15 protein-coding genes and 3 pseudogenes are annotated in these 18,232 nt (G+C 43.1%); 16 read left to right on the top strand and 2 right to left on the bottom strand.

Annotated features, from left to right (window positions below):
- Positions 1-79: 79 nt before the first annotated feature.
- The 3 genes and pseudogenes from QUA16_RS18615 to QUA16_RS18605 form a co-directional block, all read left to right on the top strand.
- A pseudogene (locus QUA16_RS18615) lies at positions 80-472 on the top strand (GMC oxidoreductase); the annotation flags it as partial.
- 7 nt (positions 473-479) lie between these two features.
- The gene (locus QUA16_RS18610; protein WP_333108306.1) at positions 480-1,397 is read left to right on the top strand and encodes an alpha/beta hydrolase; all 918 of its coding nucleotides are present in this window, start codon (positions 480-482) and stop codon (positions 1,395-1,397) included.
- Between the two features lie 174 nt (positions 1,398-1,571).
- The gene (locus QUA16_RS18605; protein WP_333108305.1) at positions 1,572-1,985 is read left to right on the top strand and encodes a nuclear transport factor 2 family protein; all 414 of its coding nucleotides are present in this window, start codon (positions 1,572-1,574) and stop codon (positions 1,983-1,985) included.
- A gap of 165 nt (positions 1,986-2,150) precedes the next feature.
- Here QUA16_RS18605 and ltrA read toward each other — a convergent pair whose 3' ends face one another.
- Positions 2,151-3,797, bottom strand: coding sequence for a group II intron reverse transcriptase/maturase (gene ltrA / locus QUA16_RS18600; protein ID WP_333108303.1), 1,647 nt, complete (start codon positions 3,795-3,797; stop codon positions 2,151-2,153).
- 626 nt (positions 3,798-4,423) lie between these two features.
- Between ltrA and QUA16_RS18595 the strand changes: the two genes are divergently transcribed.
- The 9 genes and pseudogenes from QUA16_RS18595 to QUA16_RS18555 all read left to right on the top strand — a co-directional run bounded on the left by QUA16_RS18595 (position 4,424) and on the right by QUA16_RS18555 (position 14,815).
- Positions 4,424-4,765 (top strand): muconolactone Delta-isomerase family protein, encoded by a 342-nt coding sequence (locus QUA16_RS18595; protein ID WP_333108302.1) that lies wholly within the window; start codon positions 4,424-4,426, stop codon positions 4,763-4,765.
- Positions 4,766-5,341: 576 nt separating this feature from the next.
- Positions 5,342-5,776 (top strand): hypothetical protein, encoded by a 435-nt coding sequence (locus QUA16_RS18590; protein ID WP_333108301.1) that lies wholly within the window; start codon positions 5,342-5,344, stop codon positions 5,774-5,776.
- Positions 5,777-6,028: 252 nt separating this feature from the next.
- On the top strand, positions 6,029-7,504 hold the full coding sequence (locus tag QUA16_RS18585; protein ID WP_333108299.1) for a serine hydrolase domain-containing protein: 1,476 nt from the start codon (positions 6,029-6,031) through the stop codon (positions 7,502-7,504).
- Positions 7,505-7,846: 342 nt separating this feature from the next.
- A complete protein-coding gene (locus tag QUA16_RS18580) occupies positions 7,847-8,662 on the top strand; it encodes a type II CAAX endopeptidase family protein (RefSeq protein WP_333108298.1) in 816 nt (271 codons plus the stop codon).
- Positions 8,663-9,098: 436 nt separating this feature from the next.
- The gene (locus QUA16_RS18575) at positions 9,099-10,136 is read left to right on the top strand and encodes a calcium-binding protein (RefSeq protein ID WP_333108297.1); all 1,038 of its coding nucleotides are present in this window, start codon (positions 9,099-9,101) and stop codon (positions 10,134-10,136) included.
- A gap of 138 nt (positions 10,137-10,274) precedes the next feature.
- Positions 10,275-11,365, top strand: a pseudogene (locus tag QUA16_RS18570) (calcium-binding protein).
- Positions 11,366-12,063: 698 nt separating this feature from the next.
- Complete coding sequence (locus QUA16_RS18565; protein ID WP_333108296.1) at positions 12,064-12,516, top strand: hypothetical protein; 453 nt, start codon at positions 12,064-12,066, stop codon at positions 12,514-12,516.
- Positions 12,517-13,062: 546 nt separating this feature from the next.
- Positions 13,063-13,932: a hypothetical protein gene (locus tag QUA16_RS18560; protein ID WP_333108295.1), complete on the top strand. Its 870-nt coding sequence runs from the start codon at positions 13,063-13,065 to the stop codon at positions 13,930-13,932.
- A gap of 136 nt (positions 13,933-14,068) precedes the next feature.
- Positions 14,069-14,815, top strand: coding sequence for a CPBP family intramembrane glutamic endopeptidase (locus QUA16_RS18555; protein ID WP_333108307.1), 747 nt, complete (start codon positions 14,069-14,071; stop codon positions 14,813-14,815).
- Between the two features lie 8 nt (positions 14,816-14,823).
- Here the strand turns inward: QUA16_RS18555 and QUA16_RS18550 are convergent.
- A pseudogene (locus tag QUA16_RS18550) lies at positions 14,824-16,123 on the bottom strand (IS4 family transposase).
- Positions 16,124-16,328: 205 nt separating this feature from the next.
- Here QUA16_RS18550 and QUA16_RS18545 point away from each other — a divergent pair.
- From QUA16_RS18545 to QUA16_RS18530, 4 genes are read left to right on the top strand one after another with little or no spacing between them, the layout of a single operon-like run.
- Positions 16,329-17,027 carry a DUF6064 family protein gene (locus QUA16_RS18545; protein WP_333106702.1) on the top strand — a complete coding sequence of 233 codons (699 nt, stop codon included), beginning with the start codon at positions 16,329-16,331 and terminating at the stop codon, positions 17,025-17,027.
- Entirely contained in the window at positions 17,017-17,355 is a 339-nt protein-coding gene (locus tag QUA16_RS18540; RefSeq protein WP_333106699.1) for a hypothetical protein, read from the top strand. Before QUA16_RS18545 ends, QUA16_RS18540 begins: the two co-directional genes overlap by 11 nt.
- 18 nt (positions 17,356-17,373) lie before the next feature.
- Entirely contained in the window at positions 17,374-17,544 is a 171-nt protein-coding gene (locus tag QUA16_RS18535; protein WP_333106696.1) for a hypothetical protein, read from the top strand.
- Positions 17,545-17,547: 3 nt separating this feature from the next.
- On the top strand, positions 17,548-18,222 hold the full coding sequence (locus QUA16_RS18530) for a DUF6920 family protein (RefSeq protein ID WP_333106693.1): 675 nt from the start codon (positions 17,548-17,550) through the stop codon (positions 18,220-18,222).
- Positions 18,223-18,232: the final 10 nt, after the last annotated feature.

Raw genomic sequence — 18,232 nt, 5'->3', positions numbered from 1 at the left:
TAGAGTTGAATTCCTTGACGGGGTAGATTCATATATCTCTTTTTTTGTCAACTTCTAATACTGTACCGACGCTCTAGTCGCAGGGCTTAAACTACTCCGCCAAATCTTTGAGACAAGTGCCTTTGATGAGTTTCAAGGGGAGGAACTGGCTCCTGGTATCGATCTGCAGAGCGATGAAGCGCTCTCCGCTTACATCCGAGACGCTTGCGATACGATGTACCATCCGGTCGGCACTTGCAAAATGGGTACTGATTCAATGGCGGTGGTAGACCCCGAACTGCGGGTACATGGGGTTGAGGGGTTGAGGGTCGTCGATGCCTCAATTATGCCAACTCTGACTACGGGAAATACTAACGCGCCGACGATCGCGATCGCTGAGAAAGCCACCGATTTAATTAAAGCTGCACATTTCACATTGATCGCTCATCAATCTTCGCAAAATCTTGTCTCTGCGTGTGGAAGTCATCAGTAAGGAAAATATGCAAAGGAAACTCTTCAAAACGTCTGATGGTGCTGAATTGAGCTACATCAGTGCAGGTAAGGGCAAGCCGCTCGTGATGCTTCACGGTTGGTCGCAGTCGGCGGAACAATTCAAATATCAAATTCCCGCCTTTGCCGAACATTATCAGGTGATAGCTGTTGATTGGCGGGGACATGGTGAGTCGGAGAAAGTCTCTTTTGGGTATCGCATTGCTCGCTTATCCAAAGACCTCCAGGAATTAATCGCTGTTCTGCAACTTGAAAAGCCGCATCTGCTCGGTCACTCGATGGGATGTGCCCTCATCTGGAGCTATCTCGATTTATTTGGGTTGGATGAAATCGATCGGTTAGTGTTGGTCGATCAATCTCCACTAGGAATATTGCGATCGCATTGGAACGTTCAAGAAATAGCTGAATCCGGGGCAATTTTTACTGCTGAACAACTCAATGCAGTAATACATACCCTGGAGAACGGCAACGCCGAGGAATTGACTCGAAACATTCTGACTTCAATGGTCACGCCAGCAATGTCAAAAGAACAGTTTGAGTGGATTGTCGAGTGCAACCTTCGCTGTCCGCGCGCGATCGCTGCCACTCTGCTATACAACCATCTTCATACGGACTGGCGCGATCAAATTGTCAGAATTCGTCAGCCAACTCTGATTATTGGTGGCAGAAAAAGTCTGGTTCCGTGGACATCGCAAGTCTGGATAAATCAAAGCATTCCTGACTCTGAGTTGGAAATCTTTGAGGAGGCTGAAGGTGGGGGACATTTCATGTTCATCGAGAATCCCGAAAAGTTCAACCGACGAGTTTTGCAGTTTCTATCGCGATCGCTTGAAACGAACCAGGAAAGGCATACAGCAAGGTTGGACACCATACTCCTGGGGCAAACACGAGACAAAGTTCGACACTAAAAAAGTTTTTACTACACAACTAATCCATCTAAGGATGATTCATGAAAACCATTTTGAAGAGCATTGCCGTTCCATCTGGCGGAGGCAAAGCGCTCCAAGTGCTGCCAGGAGAATCGACGATTACCTCCGGTAGGCTACGCCAACGTGAACGCTTCTACAATCCTTGATTGAAATATGCCTAACACAACAGGAAACATGAGCACGCCAGCCCAACATGAAACGCCAACAGTGCTGCAACGAATGTCTGATGCCATCAACGCACACGACGTTGATGCGTTCGTGAGCTGCTTCACCAATGATTACCAGGGTGAACAACCGCTGCATCCTGAGAGTGCCTTCACCGGACTAGCCCAAGTCCGGGAGAACTGGACTGGCTTGTTTGCCCAGCTTCCAGATTTACGTGCAACTTTGGTCGCTTCGACGATCCACGATGACCTCGCCTGGGCCCAATGGCACTGGCAAGGTACGCGCACGTCCGGATCGGCACTGAATATGCGTGGTGTTGTCGTTGCTGGCCTACGCAACGGAATCATCGCGTGGGCAAGGCTATACATGGAGCCGGTTCATGACCAGTCGTCAACTGGCTAGAGGGTTAGACGTTAGCAGGAATGGCTTTAGGGTGCAGATTGAAGCGATTGAGGGTGGAATTGTGACGATCGAAGCAGTGTCCTTGTCGGGTAAGGTTCGAGAGTCACCTCTCTCCCCTCCCCTAGGAACCGTGCGTGAGACTTTCGCACTCACACGGCTCAAGCCTTACTTCAAGCGAGATTTAACTTGGGTTTTATGTACCTGCTTATGACACGCTGTGTGTAAGTGTTGAAGGTTTTCCATGTCGTCTGTTCCGCCTTCTGCAACAGGTACTATGTGATGGATGTCGATTTCCTCTCCATTGAATAAAGGTTCGCCACACGAGGGACATTTCCATTTTTGGTTTGACGCTATTTTGTAGAGCTTAGAACCTTTCTCGAAGCGAGATAACCCGTGTTTTTGATGGCGTTTTTCCCAATACTCTTTTAATGAAGGGTCATCGGGACTTGCTTCTCCTTTCACCTTTATATGGCGCTCGATGGTCGTTTTCGCTATCTGGTATAGAGTAAGGTTTTTCTCCTTCCCTCGGCGGTCGTTTATTATACAAGCGAATGTCCATCTGTTGCCTTTAATGGTTTTAAAGTAACGCTTGCGAATCCACTTTGTGTTTTTGTTGGGATGTCTACGCTTAGCCCAACGCCAAAGGTATTGCCATACTCGGTGTGAGATATAGCCGTAGGTTTCTTTGCTAACTACACCTTTGTAGTAGTTGGCAAAACCCCTGAGAATAGGATTCAGCTTTTTGATTAAAACTTCTTGTTCTGCACCATTAAGGTTTCTAACCTCTTTACCAATCCGTTTGCAGAAGGCAAGTACCTTCTTCTTGGATGGCTTTATTAGTAGTTTCCCATCGTAGTGTCGGAAGTTGTACCCAAGAAAGTCGAAGCCATCTTCGATTGACGTTACTAGCGTCTTCTCAGGGCTGAGTTCTAGACCTCGTTTTGACATCCATGCTTTAATCAGGTCTTGGGCGGTTTCAAGACTTTCTTTGTCTCTAGCCGTGACGATAAAATCATCGGCATACCGTACCACACCAAGTTTAGGGTTGATGGTCTTTATAAAGTTTTCTAAACCATGCAATCCTATATTGGCTAACAAAGGGGAAATTACCCCTCCTTGTGGTGTGCCTTGTTCCGTTGGATTAAGATTTCCTTGGAACACAAAACCCGCTTTTAACCATCCTTTGATGAGTTCTCGATTTGGAAATTTTCCCATCTTAGTCAGAATGGATTCATGGGCGATGTTGTCGAAAAAGCCTTTGATATCAGCTTCTAGAACCCATTTGTGCCATCTTGAAAACAGGTTGAAACCTTGTTCTATTGCGTCAAGACAGCTTCTTCCCGGTCGGAAACCATACGAGTTTTGCTCGAATACAGCTTCCCATTCGGGTTCTAGTGAATTCTTTACTATTGCCTGTTCGATTCTGTCGCGCACGGTCGGGATTCCGAGCGGTCGTTTTTTGCCATTTGGTTTGGGTATTTCTACCCTTTTAGTTGGTTTGAGGTTTCCCCCTTCCCAGTTTTTTACCAGAATTACCCGCTGCTCTGGGGTATTGATAACTTCTTTATCAATGCCTGCCGTTGCCTTGCCCTGGTTGGTCTGGGTAATACGCCGAACTGACAATAGTAGATTGGCGTAACTCTTTTTTATCAACTTCTGTAAGCTTCTCAACTTACGAAAATCACCAAGCTTTCTCGCACGAAAGATTCGTTGGCGTAGGTTTCTAACAGTTTTGATAACTTTTCTCCAGTTAATCTGGTTCCAGTTCTCTAGCTGTTTCTTCAGTCCGTTTGTTGCCATTGCTGACACCATCTAACTTGTCCTCAGATTTGATTCCCAGGTTTTTGTTTCTTTCGTATAAGACCCAGAAGAAGTTTGCTTCCCTTTCGGTTAGAAGTAATGTTACAACCCCTATCGAATCCATTGCAGACCCGCATTCGCTTTTTCTTCCATCCTTTGCCCTCCAAAGAGTTCGGTCTTTGTTGCCTCAGACTTACTAAGAGTATTCGACCTCTCCTAGACTCTGTAGGGTTTACCCTGTTGTACCGTTTAGTTGTCTGTCCCCTTTTAGGTGCTATCTATTCTGCGATGGAGGTTCTGTTCACACGATTTATAGAAACCTAAACTATAAATCCTATCCATTTACCTTTTGGTCAAAGCCTATCAGCCTAGTTTGGCTCTTTTTCGTATAACGCAGTTTAAACGATAGTTCACTTTCGTTCACCATTAGGGAACTCCCTCTAGCACTTGTCCGTCTTAGGCTGGCGGTTTCCGTTACCAACGCGAGTCTGCACTCCGACTGTTTCGTTGCCTACTGGGCCGTGACCGGACTCTTGAGAGTCTTTTACGTGAGGGTAAGGGGTGTGACTCCCTTAGCGGAGGCGGTTCCGCATACTAAACGACCATTTCAGGTCGCGCTAAGTAGAACTAATCGCATTATGCAAGTTTTAGTTATTGTTCGTATCAAGCCAGGAACACCAGTAGAGCAAGCTTTGCCCTTTGTTACTCTAGAAGCTGCTCAGGCTTGGGAGTTTTACGCTTCAGAGCAAATTCGCCAGATGTATTACATTGCCGATAGGGGCGGTGCTGTCATGCTCTGGGAAGGCGAAAGTGTAGAATCTGTCACCCAAGAAGTCAATAAGCTACCGATGGTGAAAGAAGGGATTCTCACCTGTGAAATCTTGCCCCTTAAACCCTATACCGGTTACGCTTCACTGTTTGCCCAGCAGCCGAACATTCCTTCCACCGGGGCGCGGACAACGGATGTCGCGGTCAATTAAAGCACTACAGGTTGCGCCGGGTGAATGCCTCGTGATGGCATCAGCCCGAAAGTCGATCGATCCGGTGATTCAGGGTGGTCGTTTATCTAAATATCAACGCTAGATTCAACGAGTCGGTGACTGCGAAAGTCAACGTAATTTACGACTGATTTTAGATGGAGAAGGACGGCCAATCACACCCGACGGCAATTTTTTGGTTAGAAACAGTTTGCTTATTTCAAATTAAAGCGATGCTTTAATTTATTTAATTCGCTTCAACCTAGTCACATACTTTAAACTCGCTCCTCTTCATTATTAAGTTACCCAAAACTCGGCAAAAGTAGAAGAGGCTTGCAGCCTCTCCCTAAGATGTCAAATGGGTTCTATAGAGTTAGAGTATCTATGAGGTTGCTAGTTAGAAATTTCAAACCCATCAGCTCCTTTAGTTATGCCCTCCGATAGTTACGCAGCATTTCATTATTTGTCTAACATAAGTTTCCGAGATATATATATGCTTTAGGGCAGAGCAACATGACATTTATACGAGCGTGGCGATTCATAACACTGATGCTGGCTTCATTTAGTCTGAGTTTGTCTATGACACATTTGCTAGAGTTGCCGCAAAGAATGCAGTTTGACCAGCAACTTTGGGTGAGAGTGACGGTCTTTGAAAATGTGTATAAATTGTTTGGCTCAGTCGGCGCAGTTTTTGAAGTTACAGCGATTTTGACAGCAATCGTGCTGGCATTTCTTGTTCGCAAACATGGTTCAACTTTTTACTGGACGTTGGGCGGGGCTATTCTCTTAGTGCTGGCGTTTGTGAGTTGGATCGTGTTTGTTGCGCCAATGAATGCTGAGTTCGCCCAATGGGGGACGAATCCCATTCCAGCCGATTGGACGCGGTATCGGGATCAATGGGAGTATGCACACGCAGTCAACGCCTTGATTAAAATCATTGGGCTAAGTTTGATCGTGATTTCTGTGATTGTAGAAACGCCGAAAAAGAGAGCGATCCATTCCGATCAGGAGTAAGGCTTATTTAGATGAACGAGCTGGATTGAATTCGGGCGTGAAGTCATCAAACAGCTTAATGTTTTTAGTAAACCAGAAATCTCAGAATGGTTCGGTATGTAGAGATACAGTGTAATTCTAGCTAAATACAAAATGACGTAGTTCTGGACTATTAGAGCCGAACAAACTAATCTTAGAAGCAGAAAAGGCTGTTTTGATCGTGTTCATTTTATGGCGAATTATGCTTTATGAAAATTCACATAATCTAACCCAATGAACCAACTTTTCCGCCTCATTTTGATATTCCTGAGTGTGTTGATTGTCATCACATTCAACATCAAGGGCAGTGCAAACCAACTGGACTTGGATGATAGGATCGATCGCTTCATCACAACTCAACTGAAGACTCATCACATTCCTGGTTTGGCAGTCGCCATTACTCACAATAACCAAGTGCTGCACGTTAAGGGATACAGTACAGCAAATAACGATCGCCCTGTTACAGCACAGACCCAATTCTTGATTGGTTCGTTGGGCAAATCGTTTACCGCAGTTGCAGTGATGCAGCTAGTTGAAGCGGGACAAATTAATCTGGATTCACCCGTGCAAACTTATCTACCAGAATTTACCTTGGCGGATCCAGCGATCGCTGCCAAAATAACCATTCGTCATCTCCTCAATCAAGTGAGTGGTTTATCTGACGTAGGCTTTCCTGAGTTGCAGCTTCCCCAAGCAAAAACAATTCGCGATCGCGTTACTAGCCTCAATCAAGCAAGTCCCGTTGCGTTACCGGGCGCTCAGTTTAACTATTTCAATCCCAATTACGAAGTGTTGGCGCGAGTGGTTGAAGTGGTGAGTCAACAGCCATTCTCAGCCTACTTACAAACGCATATTTTTACACCTCTTCAGATGTCGCGGACGTTCAGTGCAACTACAAGTGCTGACGCATTCCAAGGTGCTACCAACATGGCACAAGGACATCTGATGGCATTTGGACTGCCCTTCGCATATCCAGAAATGTCTCGTTATCCGAGCGGCAGTAGCGGTGTCATTTCAACCGCAGAGGACATGGCAAATTATCTAATCTTCCAAACCAACAGTGGACAATTTAAAGAGACAACATTGCTTTCTGAAAGTAGTGTGGCGCTGATGCACACTCCACCCAAAACCATCGGTAGTTCCTATGGCATGGGTTGGTTTAAGGGCAGCGAGAACGGTGAACCAGCGATCGAACACAGTGGAAATTTGTCTACGTTCTATACGGATGTTGTGCTGTTGCCCAAGGAAAAATATGGAATTGCGCTACTTTACAACATCAATGCGTCGCCGTTAACTGCGGCATTTCCGCAAATCAAAATTGGACTGATTCAATTACTAAAGGATGGGCAGCCTGCCACAGGTGGATTCTCAATTACATTGTGGGGTATAGGGATCGCACTGCTGATGTTTATAGGTGTAATGCTGGCAATCCGCAGTTTGCTTTACTTACCACAATGGAGACAGGCGATTCGTAGAATTCCATTGTGGCGTGTCTGGTTAGGGATTGGCTGCACATTCTTGCCAGCGTTTTTCCTACTCGTATTGCCTTGGCTATTCGCATTGGTGTCGGATCGATTCTTTGGATATGTACTGCTGTTTCGATCTATGCTGGATCTGATGCTTTGGCTGAGTGTGTGTGCGGTTTTGGGCGTAGTAAATGGAATTGCACGTTTGATGCTTCTGGCGCGTTCTAATGGCTCAGAGTATTAGAAAAGCCAAATTATCTATTCACTCTCACGTCAATTTCACAATCCAAAAGAAATTATTTTATCAAAAGCCAGCATTCATCCCCGCCCATGAGTACATGGACGGGGATGAATGCTGTCGATATAATTAAAAAGCTTTGTTGACAGATAAGTCTTAAGGAGTAGAAATATGAAGTCAAAATGAATTAAAATTAAAAAATTAGGAAGGTCGCATTTAATCCTAGGTTAAAAAAATATAGTTGCCAATAATCCTGGTTTGAAAATGTCTTGATTGCAGGTTTGAGCAATGAGCATTGCAGGTCGCTACAAATAATCAGTATAAAACGACTTTTAATAAATTACAATTATGTATACAACCACATCATCAAATAAATCACCGTTAAAATTCTTTCTACTGGTTTTTGCTCTTGCTATTCCATTATGGGTAATTGGAACAGTGGTTAAAGTTAAAGGACTTCCGCTGGATGTTCCTGTTACTGACTTTATAGGCGCCTTTATACCGTTAATAGCTGCCTGTATCCTTGTTTATAAAGAAGAAGGGCATGGTGGCGTTAAGAAACTGCTGAAAAGAATTTTCGATTTTTCAAAAATCAGGCAAAAAATCTGGTATTTGCCTCTTATTTTCTTGATGCCAATAATATATTTATTGATATATGGAGTAATGCACTTGTTTAGACTGCCACTTCCTATAGGAGTGGAAATTCCGTTTCTAAAGAACGTGGTAATGTCTGTTGCCTTCTTCCTCCTTGCTACAGGTGAAGAAGTCGGCTGGTCGGGATATGCCGTTGATGCTCTGCAAGAACGATGGTCTGCACTAACAACCGCCATCATTGTGGGCTTGGTGTGGGCAATATTGCATTACCCGTCAATGATTCAACAGGGTCGCGATTTGAGATGGGTAGTATGGGGAACTCTTGGTACTGTTTGTCTGCGAATACTCATTGTCTGGCTTTATAACAACACTGGAAAGAGTGTTTCTGCGTGCATACTTTTTCATAGCATGGCTAATATTGGGAGGATTTTATTTCCAAAAGACCAAAACTACAATCCGCTATTTGATTATCCTGATGTTCACTATTCAATAATTGCGATCGCCGCTGTCATTGTAATTTTTCTGTGGGGTTCAAAGACATTAGCCCGATATAAATATAGATATACTTGATTTGTGTCCCGTTGGTTGCCTGAAAACCTATGAAAGTAATATGTCATTTCCCCATGCTGGAAAATTTAGATTGGCTAAGTAAATTAGTCCAGCAAAGCATTCAGGAAGTTCAAAAATAGTTATTAACAAAATAAGAAACTGTAGCCAACAGAATTTAGTAAGATAATGAAACAATTATTAACATATACAATTGCCATAATTCAGGGGGAGCAAATCTAAATCTGCAAGAAATTGGGATGATAAATTCCTTTAATCCTCCAGCGGTTATCACTTTCCTCGGCTAGCAAATCTTGCACAAGAATCAATCAGCCTTTTAGGGGATGATTTTTTGGTCAACCCCACAATAAAATTGAACTTAGCTTAGCAGGTCTGAAAGGCTGTTCGTGCAAATGGTGCAAGATGTCCGATCGCACCATACTCTCTTCAAGGAACAACGATGAATTACGATATCTTTGACGAACAATACTACCTTTCGCAATATCCTTGGGTGAAACCAGCCATTGATGCAGGAGTTATCAAATCTGGACTAGAACACTTTCAAAAATACGGTCAAGCCGCCGGCCTAACTAAAGTATCGCGTTATTTTGACGAATCTACCTACCTTGCCGACAATCCAGAGATAGCACCCTTCGTCCGCACAGTCAACCCAAACGCGCCCTTTGCGACCGGACTAGACCACTTTATCCAATACGGTTACGAACAGGGTCGCAGCCAAGTATCGCCTGAGTATGACGAAGCCTTTTATGTAGCAAATAACCGAGATTTACTGCCGTTTATTCAGAATGGAACTTTTAAAAATGGCTACCAGCACTTCATTCAATTCGGAATCAAAGACGGTCGGTTTGGAACTTCATTTTTTGAATCGGAATACTTACAGAAAAACCGCGATATTGTGCCGTTTGTCAACTCTGGAGCCTTAAAAACTGGTCGCGAACACTACTTCAAGTTCGGAAGTTCCGATCCAAGCCGCTCTGCGACTTTTGTTGGAACTTCGGGCAATGACATTATAACTGGTTCCGGGGTGGGGAATGCCGAATTAATTGGAGTTGAAGTAGGTGTAGAACCTCATTACGGTGCCCGATTGTATGAAAGTGATGGCAGCAATGAATTTGATACTCTCATTGGTGGTATCGGTCGTGATAAATTTGTGTTGGGCAACTATCAAGACTTCGCCCGTAATGTGCCATTCCGTGCAGCACAGTTCTACATCGGGCCGGGTTTTGCTACAATTCGGAACTTTACCAAAGGTCAGGATAGCATCGAGTTATTAGTGGGTTCCTCAGATCAGTTATTGGTGTTTCCCATCAACAATAATCGAGATTTAGCTATCCAAAGGAAAGGCTTTCCCACGTTTGAGAATGGAGTTTCTGTTCCCTCAACCAGTCCATTTGATACAATTGCTGTTATTGAAGGTGGCGGAAATCTCAGTTTGAATCTATCACCAGGATCTCGTTTAACAGGTTTACTTACGTAGAAATCTCGAAGCTATTCAGGATTTGCCCGATCGCTGCTGGGAGTACGATCGCACATTCAACAAAATCTGCGATCGCACTGGCCGATGCCAACAACTCGCCTTTCGCGACTGTACTTTACTTTTTTTAAGAAAGCAACCATGAATTACGCAATTTTTGACGAAAAATACTACCTCACCCAATATCCGTGGCTGAAACCAGCCATTGACGCAGGAAGCATCAAATCTGGAAGAGAACATTTTGAAAAATTTGGTCAAACCGCCGGCTTAACCAAAGTATCGCGGTATTTTGACGAAGCTACTTACCTTGCTGGCAACCCAAACATCGCTGCCTTAGTCCGCACTCCTAGCAACCCAAACGCGCCTTTTGCAACCGGACTAGACCACTTTATCAAATTTGGCTACGAAGAAGGCCGCACCCCCGTATCGCCTGAGTATGACGAAACGTTTTATCTAGCAAATAACCGAGATTTACTGCCGTTTATTCAGAACGGAACTTTCAAATCAGGCTACCAGCACTTCATTCAATTCGGGGTAAAAGAAGGTCGTTTTGGAACTTCATTTTTTGAAACAGAATACTTACAGAAAAACCCCGATATTGTGCCATTTGTCAATTCTGGAACCTTGAAAACTGGTCGGAACACTACTTCAATTTTGGGAAAAACGAGCCAAGCCGGTCTGCGACTTTTGTCGGAAGTTCTGGGAATGACATCCTCACCGGTTCCGGGGTGGGGAAAGTTGAATTAATTGCAGTTGAAGTAGGTTTAGCTACAGGTAATGGCTTGGGAAACAGTCGAGTTTATGAAAGTGATGGCAGTAATGAATTCGATATTCTCATTGGCGGTAGCGGCCGCGATACATTTGCGCTTGGTAAGGAGAACATAAGCCGTAGGGGATCGCCACTAGGATCGACACAGTTTTATATCGGGCCGGGTTTTGCTACAATTCGGAACTTTAATCAAGGTCAGGATACTATTCAGCTAGCAGGATCTTTCACACTATCAAATTCTTACTTAGATATATTCTCGGTGTTTTCCATTAACAATGGTCGAGATTTAGCTATCCAAACGAAGGGCTTTAGGAACTATATAAATGGACTGCCATCAATCAGTAACTTTGATACGATCGCTGTTATTGAAGGCGGCGGAAATCTGACATTGAATCAATTACCATCATCTCCAGATTCTGGGGGGGTGACGACCCGCCCCAAACCCATAGTTAGTAAGGATTGAGCCAACTTGTGGTAAAAAAAGATAGGCAGCAGAGTTGTTACACGCTTGCCTATCCAAAAAAATAATGATACCAAGATTCTACCAGACTCATTTACAAAAACACCTGACGCCATCTCAGTTTTTGGTGATGACAATTTTGCTATCCTTGATGCAATCAGAAAAACAAGTGAGATTAGAGCGGCTCTCCCGAGTATTTCCCTGTCTAATTACAGCCGAAAGTCGGCGACGTAAATTACAAAGATTTTTAGATTTACCTCACTTAACAATCGAATTAATTTGGTTCCCATTAATTACTTATTGGTTGACCACTTATTGCCGTGTTGGTACTCGCTTATCAATCGCAATCGACCGCAGTCAATGGGGCTGTATTAATCTGTTCATGGTTAGCTTAATCTGGGAGCGAAGAGCAATTCCATTATACTGGTCATTGTTGCCCAAATTGGGCAGCAGCAACTTCGAGGAACAAACTACAAATCTACAGCAAGTTTTACCATTGTTTTCAGAATATAAAGTCATTGTTTTAGGAGACCGTGAATTTTGTTCGGTAGATTTAGGAAACTGGCTGAAGTCAAAGGGTGTGTCTTTTTGCTTAAGACTGAAGAGGAATCATCTTAATCGAAACAGAGCATTTAGTTTGGCAGCGATTAGATGAATTAGGAATAGTACCAGGAACCTCTTTATATTTTCAAGGTAAAAGAGTGAGGAAAACTCGGCCTGCCACTGGGTTTGATGTTGCTTGTAAATGGAAAAGAAACTATGGAGCATGGAAGGTTGATGAAGCATGGTTTATTCTCACAGATTTAGGTTCATTATCGGCAGCTATCGATGCTTACAAGCAACGGATGGGCATTGAAGAAATGTTTAGAGATTGTAAAACAGGAGGCTACGATCTGGAAGGAACTAGCTTAAAAGGCAACCGACTGATTAACATAATTCTGCTGATGACACTCGCCTACAGTTCGGCAATATTTGAAGGAACTGAACTTCGGAAAAAGCAGGTAGGAAAATATGTATGTCGGCGTCAAGAACCTAGAAAAAGATATCGAAGACGGAGTACATTTGGTGTTGGCTTAGATGGAGAAAAGTGGGTTAATTATCAAGGGACAATATTCTTTGGAGGTGGAACAGTTAATGAAGTTAACTCGAAATAAACGTCGCTTTTATCAACAAGGTATGCGGGCTGCAACCCTTATTCGGTCTATCTCCTAGACCTCTTTGTCACCCCCCCAGCTCCAGATTATACATTTTCACTTGGATAGAAATCTCGAAGTTATTAGGGATTTGCTTGATCGCTGCTGGGGAGTGCGATCGCACATTCGCAAAAAGGGATCTCGCACTTTTGTCTTTGCCATAAAAATAATAAAACAGACTTAATAATAATTAACTGGACATAGTGAGTTAGTAGAGTTAGTTATAGTGGGTCAAGTTTAATCGACAAGTAAGCAGACTAAGCTTGGAGAAATAATTATGACTCATTATGACATTTTTGACGAGCCATTCTTTCTGTAATTATTAATCTATAAGCAATACTTTCAAGTGAAAGAATTACTAACCTATTTCGGACTTGCATACTTAATCTCTTGGATGATTTGGTCGATTATAAGTCATCTCATTCAAACCTTCCTCACAGTTTCTTCATTTTTGTTCCCTATCATGAGAGATAGTTAATTTTCTTGTTGTTGACGAGGATGAAATCTATGAAATGGCAACAATTAATTCTGGCTTTTATAGCTACCATTTGCTTAATATTTGCCGGCAATGCCCTGGCGCAGACTGATATCAATATCAACAATACCAACCTCATCCGCTTTGGTGGAAGCGTCACCGTACCAGAGAACCAAGTTGTCGAAAATGCCCTTGCTTTTGGCGGGAGTGTTACGGTATCCCCTAATGCCAAAGTTGTGGATACTGCGATCGCGTTTGGCGGAGATGTCATCCTGCAAAAAGGAGCGCGGGTAGAAGGGGATGCTTACTCATTTGGCGGCAAAATCGTACAGGAACCAGGTGGGATTATTGGTGGTGAACGCGCTACATTCAGCGATCGACATGGCATGATGTATGGCTCCGATCGAGGCAGAAGTAGCTTCTTCGCGTACTATTTCTTCAGTACCATTTTTAGAACTTGTTCCGCTGTAGTAGCAGCTATTCTCGGACTGATCATCTTACAGACTAGCCCACAGTTCCTGCCAAATTTGGCGACAAAATTGGGTCAACACCCCGGTTTGACTGCTCTATGGGGAATGGGGGCGATCGTTTCCTTTGTCTTTGCTACCGTGTTTTTAGCGATTACCCTCATTGGTATTCCTCTTATTCCACTCCTGAGTCTGACTGCGGTGATTACTGCTCTAGTCGGATCATTAGGCGTAGCACTTTTTGTCGGTCAACGCCTATTCGGTAATGGTAATTGGTCTTTACAGCAGCAGTTCTTGGTGGGTTTGGCGATCCTGACAGTTATGACACTAATTCCCTTTTTCGGAGGGTTAGTAGTTTTCCTAGTCAATCTGTTGAGCTTGGGTATCATCTTGCTGTGGCAATTTGGTAGAGAAAAACCCCAAATAGCTACTTAGTGAGTAGGGCGGCATAAATGTTAATCAGGGTGAATAAGGTTCTGACGAAGACAACGGCCAAAAATATCGGAGGTAAAGTTCAAGAATTAAAAATCCCCAGAAACCTTTCTCGCTGAGAATATATCTATTGATTGTCGTGGCGATATCTTGGCCATTTCAAATTGCGTATGTGCTGTGGGCAGAGACGCCGTTTATGCGCTATGCCTTAAGCTCATTACCTATGATTATGGTCGCAGTTGCTACTTATATCGCGGGTCGATATATATTCCATGATGGGTTTTCAAAAGCTGGTTGGAATTGGGGTAAATCCAAACACTATTTAGCCGTTTTTACAATAGCTATCTTTGTCTGGGTTGTTCCTACAATCCTCGAATTAGTCTTAGGAATGCGGAGTATTCCTAAAGCAGTTATCGTTCCAGAGATTCTCGGAAATTTTCTACTTCGTTTTCTCGCTACCTTGATTCCAGCCTTTGGCGAAGAGTTTGGTTGGCGCGGCTATATGCTACCGCACTTGGTAAAACGATACAGATTAAGAACAGCGCTGCTGCTTCATGGATTTATTTGGTGGGCATGGCATTTACCTACGCTTGTTGGAATGGGCGTGGCTGAAAAACTTACTGATAATATGGGTACTTCAATAGCCATTATGCTTGCAATCACTTTAATTCCTAGCATGATGCACGCGATGATTTATGCCTACATTTGGACAGTCACCCAAAGCCTTGCTGTTGTAACTGTTTATCACGCTGCATTTGATGAGATTCGTGATGCGATCGAAACTACGATCGGTTTTGGTTCTCTGGTTGAAATCTGGCAGATGCTTACCTGGACAGTATTAGGCGGACTGCTACTGTGGAACATTGGTGACAAGTTAAGGCTGTAAGTCTTTTGTCAAGAGGCTTTCGGAGAGTTCTTAAAAAAGAATTGGTCAGACCCTCGTTGCTTTTCAGGAAAATGGGCAATAATTAACTTAACATTCGGTTTTCGCTGCTGTTTAATAATGCCTAAATCTCGATTTTGGGGGTCAGCAAAATACTTGATTGGATCTGTTGCTTTACCTTTATGATGAGCTATAGTAAAATGATAAAGACCGCGATAAATCATTTCTAAAGAAATCTGCTCAAAAGGTAGAGCTAGTTCATCAGCTACCGCATCACCTAAATCTACTAAAACTGCATAAAATAACCAAGTTGCCCAAATCTGTAATTTAATCCCATTGATTGAACCCGTCCATAAATAGCTTAAATCTAACAGCCTTTTTACAATATTAAAAGCTTCTTCAATCCGCCAACGTCTTCGATACAAATCTGCTACTACATAAGGGGGTAATTTTTCTGGCTCTAGCACACTTGTTAAATAAGAATGCCAGGTTTTTTCTGAACGAACTTCAATCAAACGTAAGGTAATAAACGGAGTTTTCTTTGTTCCAGACCCCAAACGTATCTTACGGTCTCGCAGTCCATAACTATCGGTAAATACTTCATCTACTTTGATGGCGGCTCCTTTCTTTATTCGGGTAATAAAGTTAACCTTTTGCTCAATTAATCTTAACCAAGAATTAAAGTGATAAAAGCCTCTATATAATAGTAATAACGTATTTTTCCTGACTAGATTGAGGATATTCTCTTCAAGTTTTACATCCGATTCTTTCGCATTTTCGGTAAACCAAATTTCGACTGGCAATCTAGTTACTAGATCAATTACTGTACTTATTTTCCCCGCCAATTGTCCTATTTTAGCTGACTCTAAGTTTGATAATTTCCGAAATAATGCCTCTAATATTGAACTATCTATAATCCAAATCTGCTCAAATCTTGTTAATGTAAACTGAATACTTTCTGGTAAGGTTCGTTGATTTCTCCTCTGCCAATTTGTTCTTAAACGCGGTAATAAATCCTTAAATACTTGTTCAAACAGCTCAGCAGGAAAGGTCAAAAATCTCGATCGAGAGTGCTTGTTGGCTGACTTTAGTGGGATTACACCACAGAAAGCCGTCTCTCGTTAACATTCGGGTCAGCTCTCTTACCCCTGCCACATCTCGCCATAGTAAGGTTAAGACCGCAGCCATCATCAATGGCAAGTTGAGAATTCGGTCTCGAAGTTTTAGCTGACGGTAGGAATTTTCCTCCCAAAGCATGGCTGGTGTCAGTAATGCTTCTAGTTGCTGGGCAATTACTTCATCCTCTATCAGTGGTCGTTGTTTCTTTTTCGCGTGGTCCCGATTGGTAGTTCTGGTCTTGGTCATGGCTGGTCATAATTGCTCAACTACTTGCCTATTCTGAGTTTCATCTATTTTTTAACCAATGTAAATACCCCCTTGACAATTTACCCATCACCTTAACTTGTCACTAATGACTGTGGAAGGGAAATTGGAAACAGTTAACTGCGAGGAAAATATGAGTAATTCACAGATATCTCATCCGATCGGCAAACAACTTGGAATCCCCTTTACCACCGAACAATTTTTTCAGGTTTTTGATAATTACAATCAAACTACATATCCGATTCAGTTTGTACTGATTTTAGTAGCGGTTGCAGTGATTTTCATGGCGGTAAGTCGCAAACCGTTTAGAAACAAAATCATTTCAGGATTACTTGGATTGCTCTGGCTATGGGCAGGGATTGTTTATCATTTAATTTTCTTTACAGCAATCAGTCCACCTGCCTATCTGTTCGGTGCATTATTCATTTTTCAATGCTTGTTATTTTTATACGAAGGCGTGGCAATAAATCGTTTAAGTTTTCGTGCTAGTCGGAGATTTCACGGCATTCTCGGCGCGATATTTATTGCTTATGCACTGGTGATTTACCCGATAATTGGCTACGCTTTGGGACAAACTTTTCCATCATCGCCAACGTTCGGCGTACCTTGTCCAACCACCATTTTCACGTTCGGCTTGCTGCTCTGGACGGACAAAAAAGTTCCGTTAAGTTTATTGATTATTCCAGTTTTATGGTCGATTGTCGGAACCTCAGCGGCTTTGAATTTTGGGATTAAAGAAGATTTTGGATTGCTCGTCGCAGGAACGGTCGGAACAGCTTCTATTCTTTGGCGCAATTTAACGCCCAAAATGGAGAAAGTATATGGACGGTGAAACTAAACTGACTTTGATTAAAAGCATTCACACGTTGATATGGATATTCTTCAATGTTGTGATTTTCTATATGCTGTATGCCGCGATCGCCAATAAACTCGATATCTGGCTCTGGATTGGTTATGGATTTGTATCTCTAGAAGGTATAATTTTACTAACCTTTCGCTTCGTCTGCCCATTAACTCTGATTGCACGGAAGTATTCAAATTCAACAAAGGACAATTTTGCGATTTATCTTCCTAATTGGCTATCTAAGTACACGTTTTCAATCTATACAGCTATTGTAGCGATCGTTCCGATCGTCACAATCTATCAACTTCTGAATTAACAAACATAGGTAAGTATCATGTGGATTAAGTGGATTGCAATTATTGGTGTTTTAATCATAGTCAGCTTTGGAATTGCTGCCATTTATGGTAGCTATCGCTGGGAGTCAGATACCGATCGCCTACTAGCAAAATTAACAAATGGACGGCGAACAATTAAGCGCAAAATCTACGACCAAAAAGAGATTTAAGGCTTGCCAGAACCCGTACAGCGATTTTTTCGGACAGTAATTAAGGACGGACAAGCGATCGTGGCGGCGGTCAAACTCTCTCAGCAGGGACTGTTCAATATGAGTGAAACTGAGAACAAGTGGAGTCCGTTTACGGCCACTCAATTTGTGATTACTCAACGTCTGGGTTTTGATTGGGATGCACGCATCCAGATGGCTCCAGGAGTTAATGCCTTTGTTCATGATACCTATCTCTTAGGAGAAGGCAGCTTACACGCCTCATTACTCGGTCTTTTTACCGTTGCAAAAATACCCAGTACGCCTGAAGCGAACCAAGGTGAATTATTGCGGTTCTTTGCTGAGGCTCCTTGGTATCCCACTGCACTATTACCCAGTCAAGGTGTGCGCTGGGAGGCGATTAATGACACCTCCGCCCGCGCTACTTTGACGGATGGCGCAACAACTGTCTCCGTCGTATTTCAGTTTAATGCTGAAGGAACGATCAATACGTTTCGGACTGAGGCTCGTTATCGTGACAAGCTGACTGCGATGCCTTGGGGCGGTCGATTCTGGGAATATTCAGTTCGTAATGGGATGCTGATTCCTTTAGAAGGCGAGGTGGGATGGGAGTATCCAGAAGGCACTCGGCTTTATTTTAAAGGAAGAACTACAGAGATTCACTATGAGTTCGCGTCTTGATGGACTGCAA

This window comes from Microcoleus sp. S13_C3 (genome assembly GCF_036700905.1).
GTDB lineage: Bacteria > Cyanobacteriota > Cyanobacteriia > Cyanobacteriales > Microcoleaceae > Microcoleus.
The sequence above is the reverse complement of the archived record's forward strand: the minus strand, read 5'-3'. Positions and strand labels throughout refer to the sequence as shown.

Coding starts and splice junctions, on each gene's coding strand:
- QUA16_RS18610 (WP_333108306.1), top strand. CDS start 480: ATGCAAAGGAAACTCTTCAAAACGTCTGATGGTGCTGAATTGAGCTAC.
- QUA16_RS18605 (WP_333108305.1), top strand. CDS start 1,572: ATGCCTAACACAACAGGAAACATGAGCACGCCAGCCCAACATGAAACG.
- ltrA (WP_333108303.1), bottom strand. CDS start 3,797: ATGGTGTCAGCAATGGCAACAAACGGACTGAAGAAACAGCTAGAGAAC.
- QUA16_RS18595 (WP_333108302.1), top strand. CDS start 4,424: ATGCAAGTTTTAGTTATTGTTCGTATCAAGCCAGGAACACCAGTAGAG.
- QUA16_RS18590 (WP_333108301.1), top strand. CDS start 5,342: ATGACACATTTGCTAGAGTTGCCGCAAAGAATGCAGTTTGACCAGCAA.
- QUA16_RS18585 (WP_333108299.1), top strand. CDS start 6,029: ATGAACCAACTTTTCCGCCTCATTTTGATATTCCTGAGTGTGTTGATT.
- QUA16_RS18580 (WP_333108298.1), top strand. CDS start 7,847: ATGTATACAACCACATCATCAAATAAATCACCGTTAAAATTCTTTCTA.
- QUA16_RS18575 (WP_333108297.1), top strand. CDS start 9,099: ATGAATTACGATATCTTTGACGAACAATACTACCTTTCGCAATATCCT.
- QUA16_RS18560 (WP_333108295.1), top strand. CDS start 13,063: ATGAAATGGCAACAATTAATTCTGGCTTTTATAGCTACCATTTGCTTA.
- QUA16_RS18545 (WP_333106702.1), top strand. CDS start 16,329: ATGAGTAATTCACAGATATCTCATCCGATCGGCAAACAACTTGGAATC.
- QUA16_RS18540 (WP_333106699.1), top strand. CDS start 17,017: ATGGACGGTGAAACTAAACTGACTTTGATTAAAAGCATTCACACGTTG.
- QUA16_RS18535 (WP_333106696.1), top strand. CDS start 17,374: ATGTGGATTAAGTGGATTGCAATTATTGGTGTTTTAATCATAGTCAGC.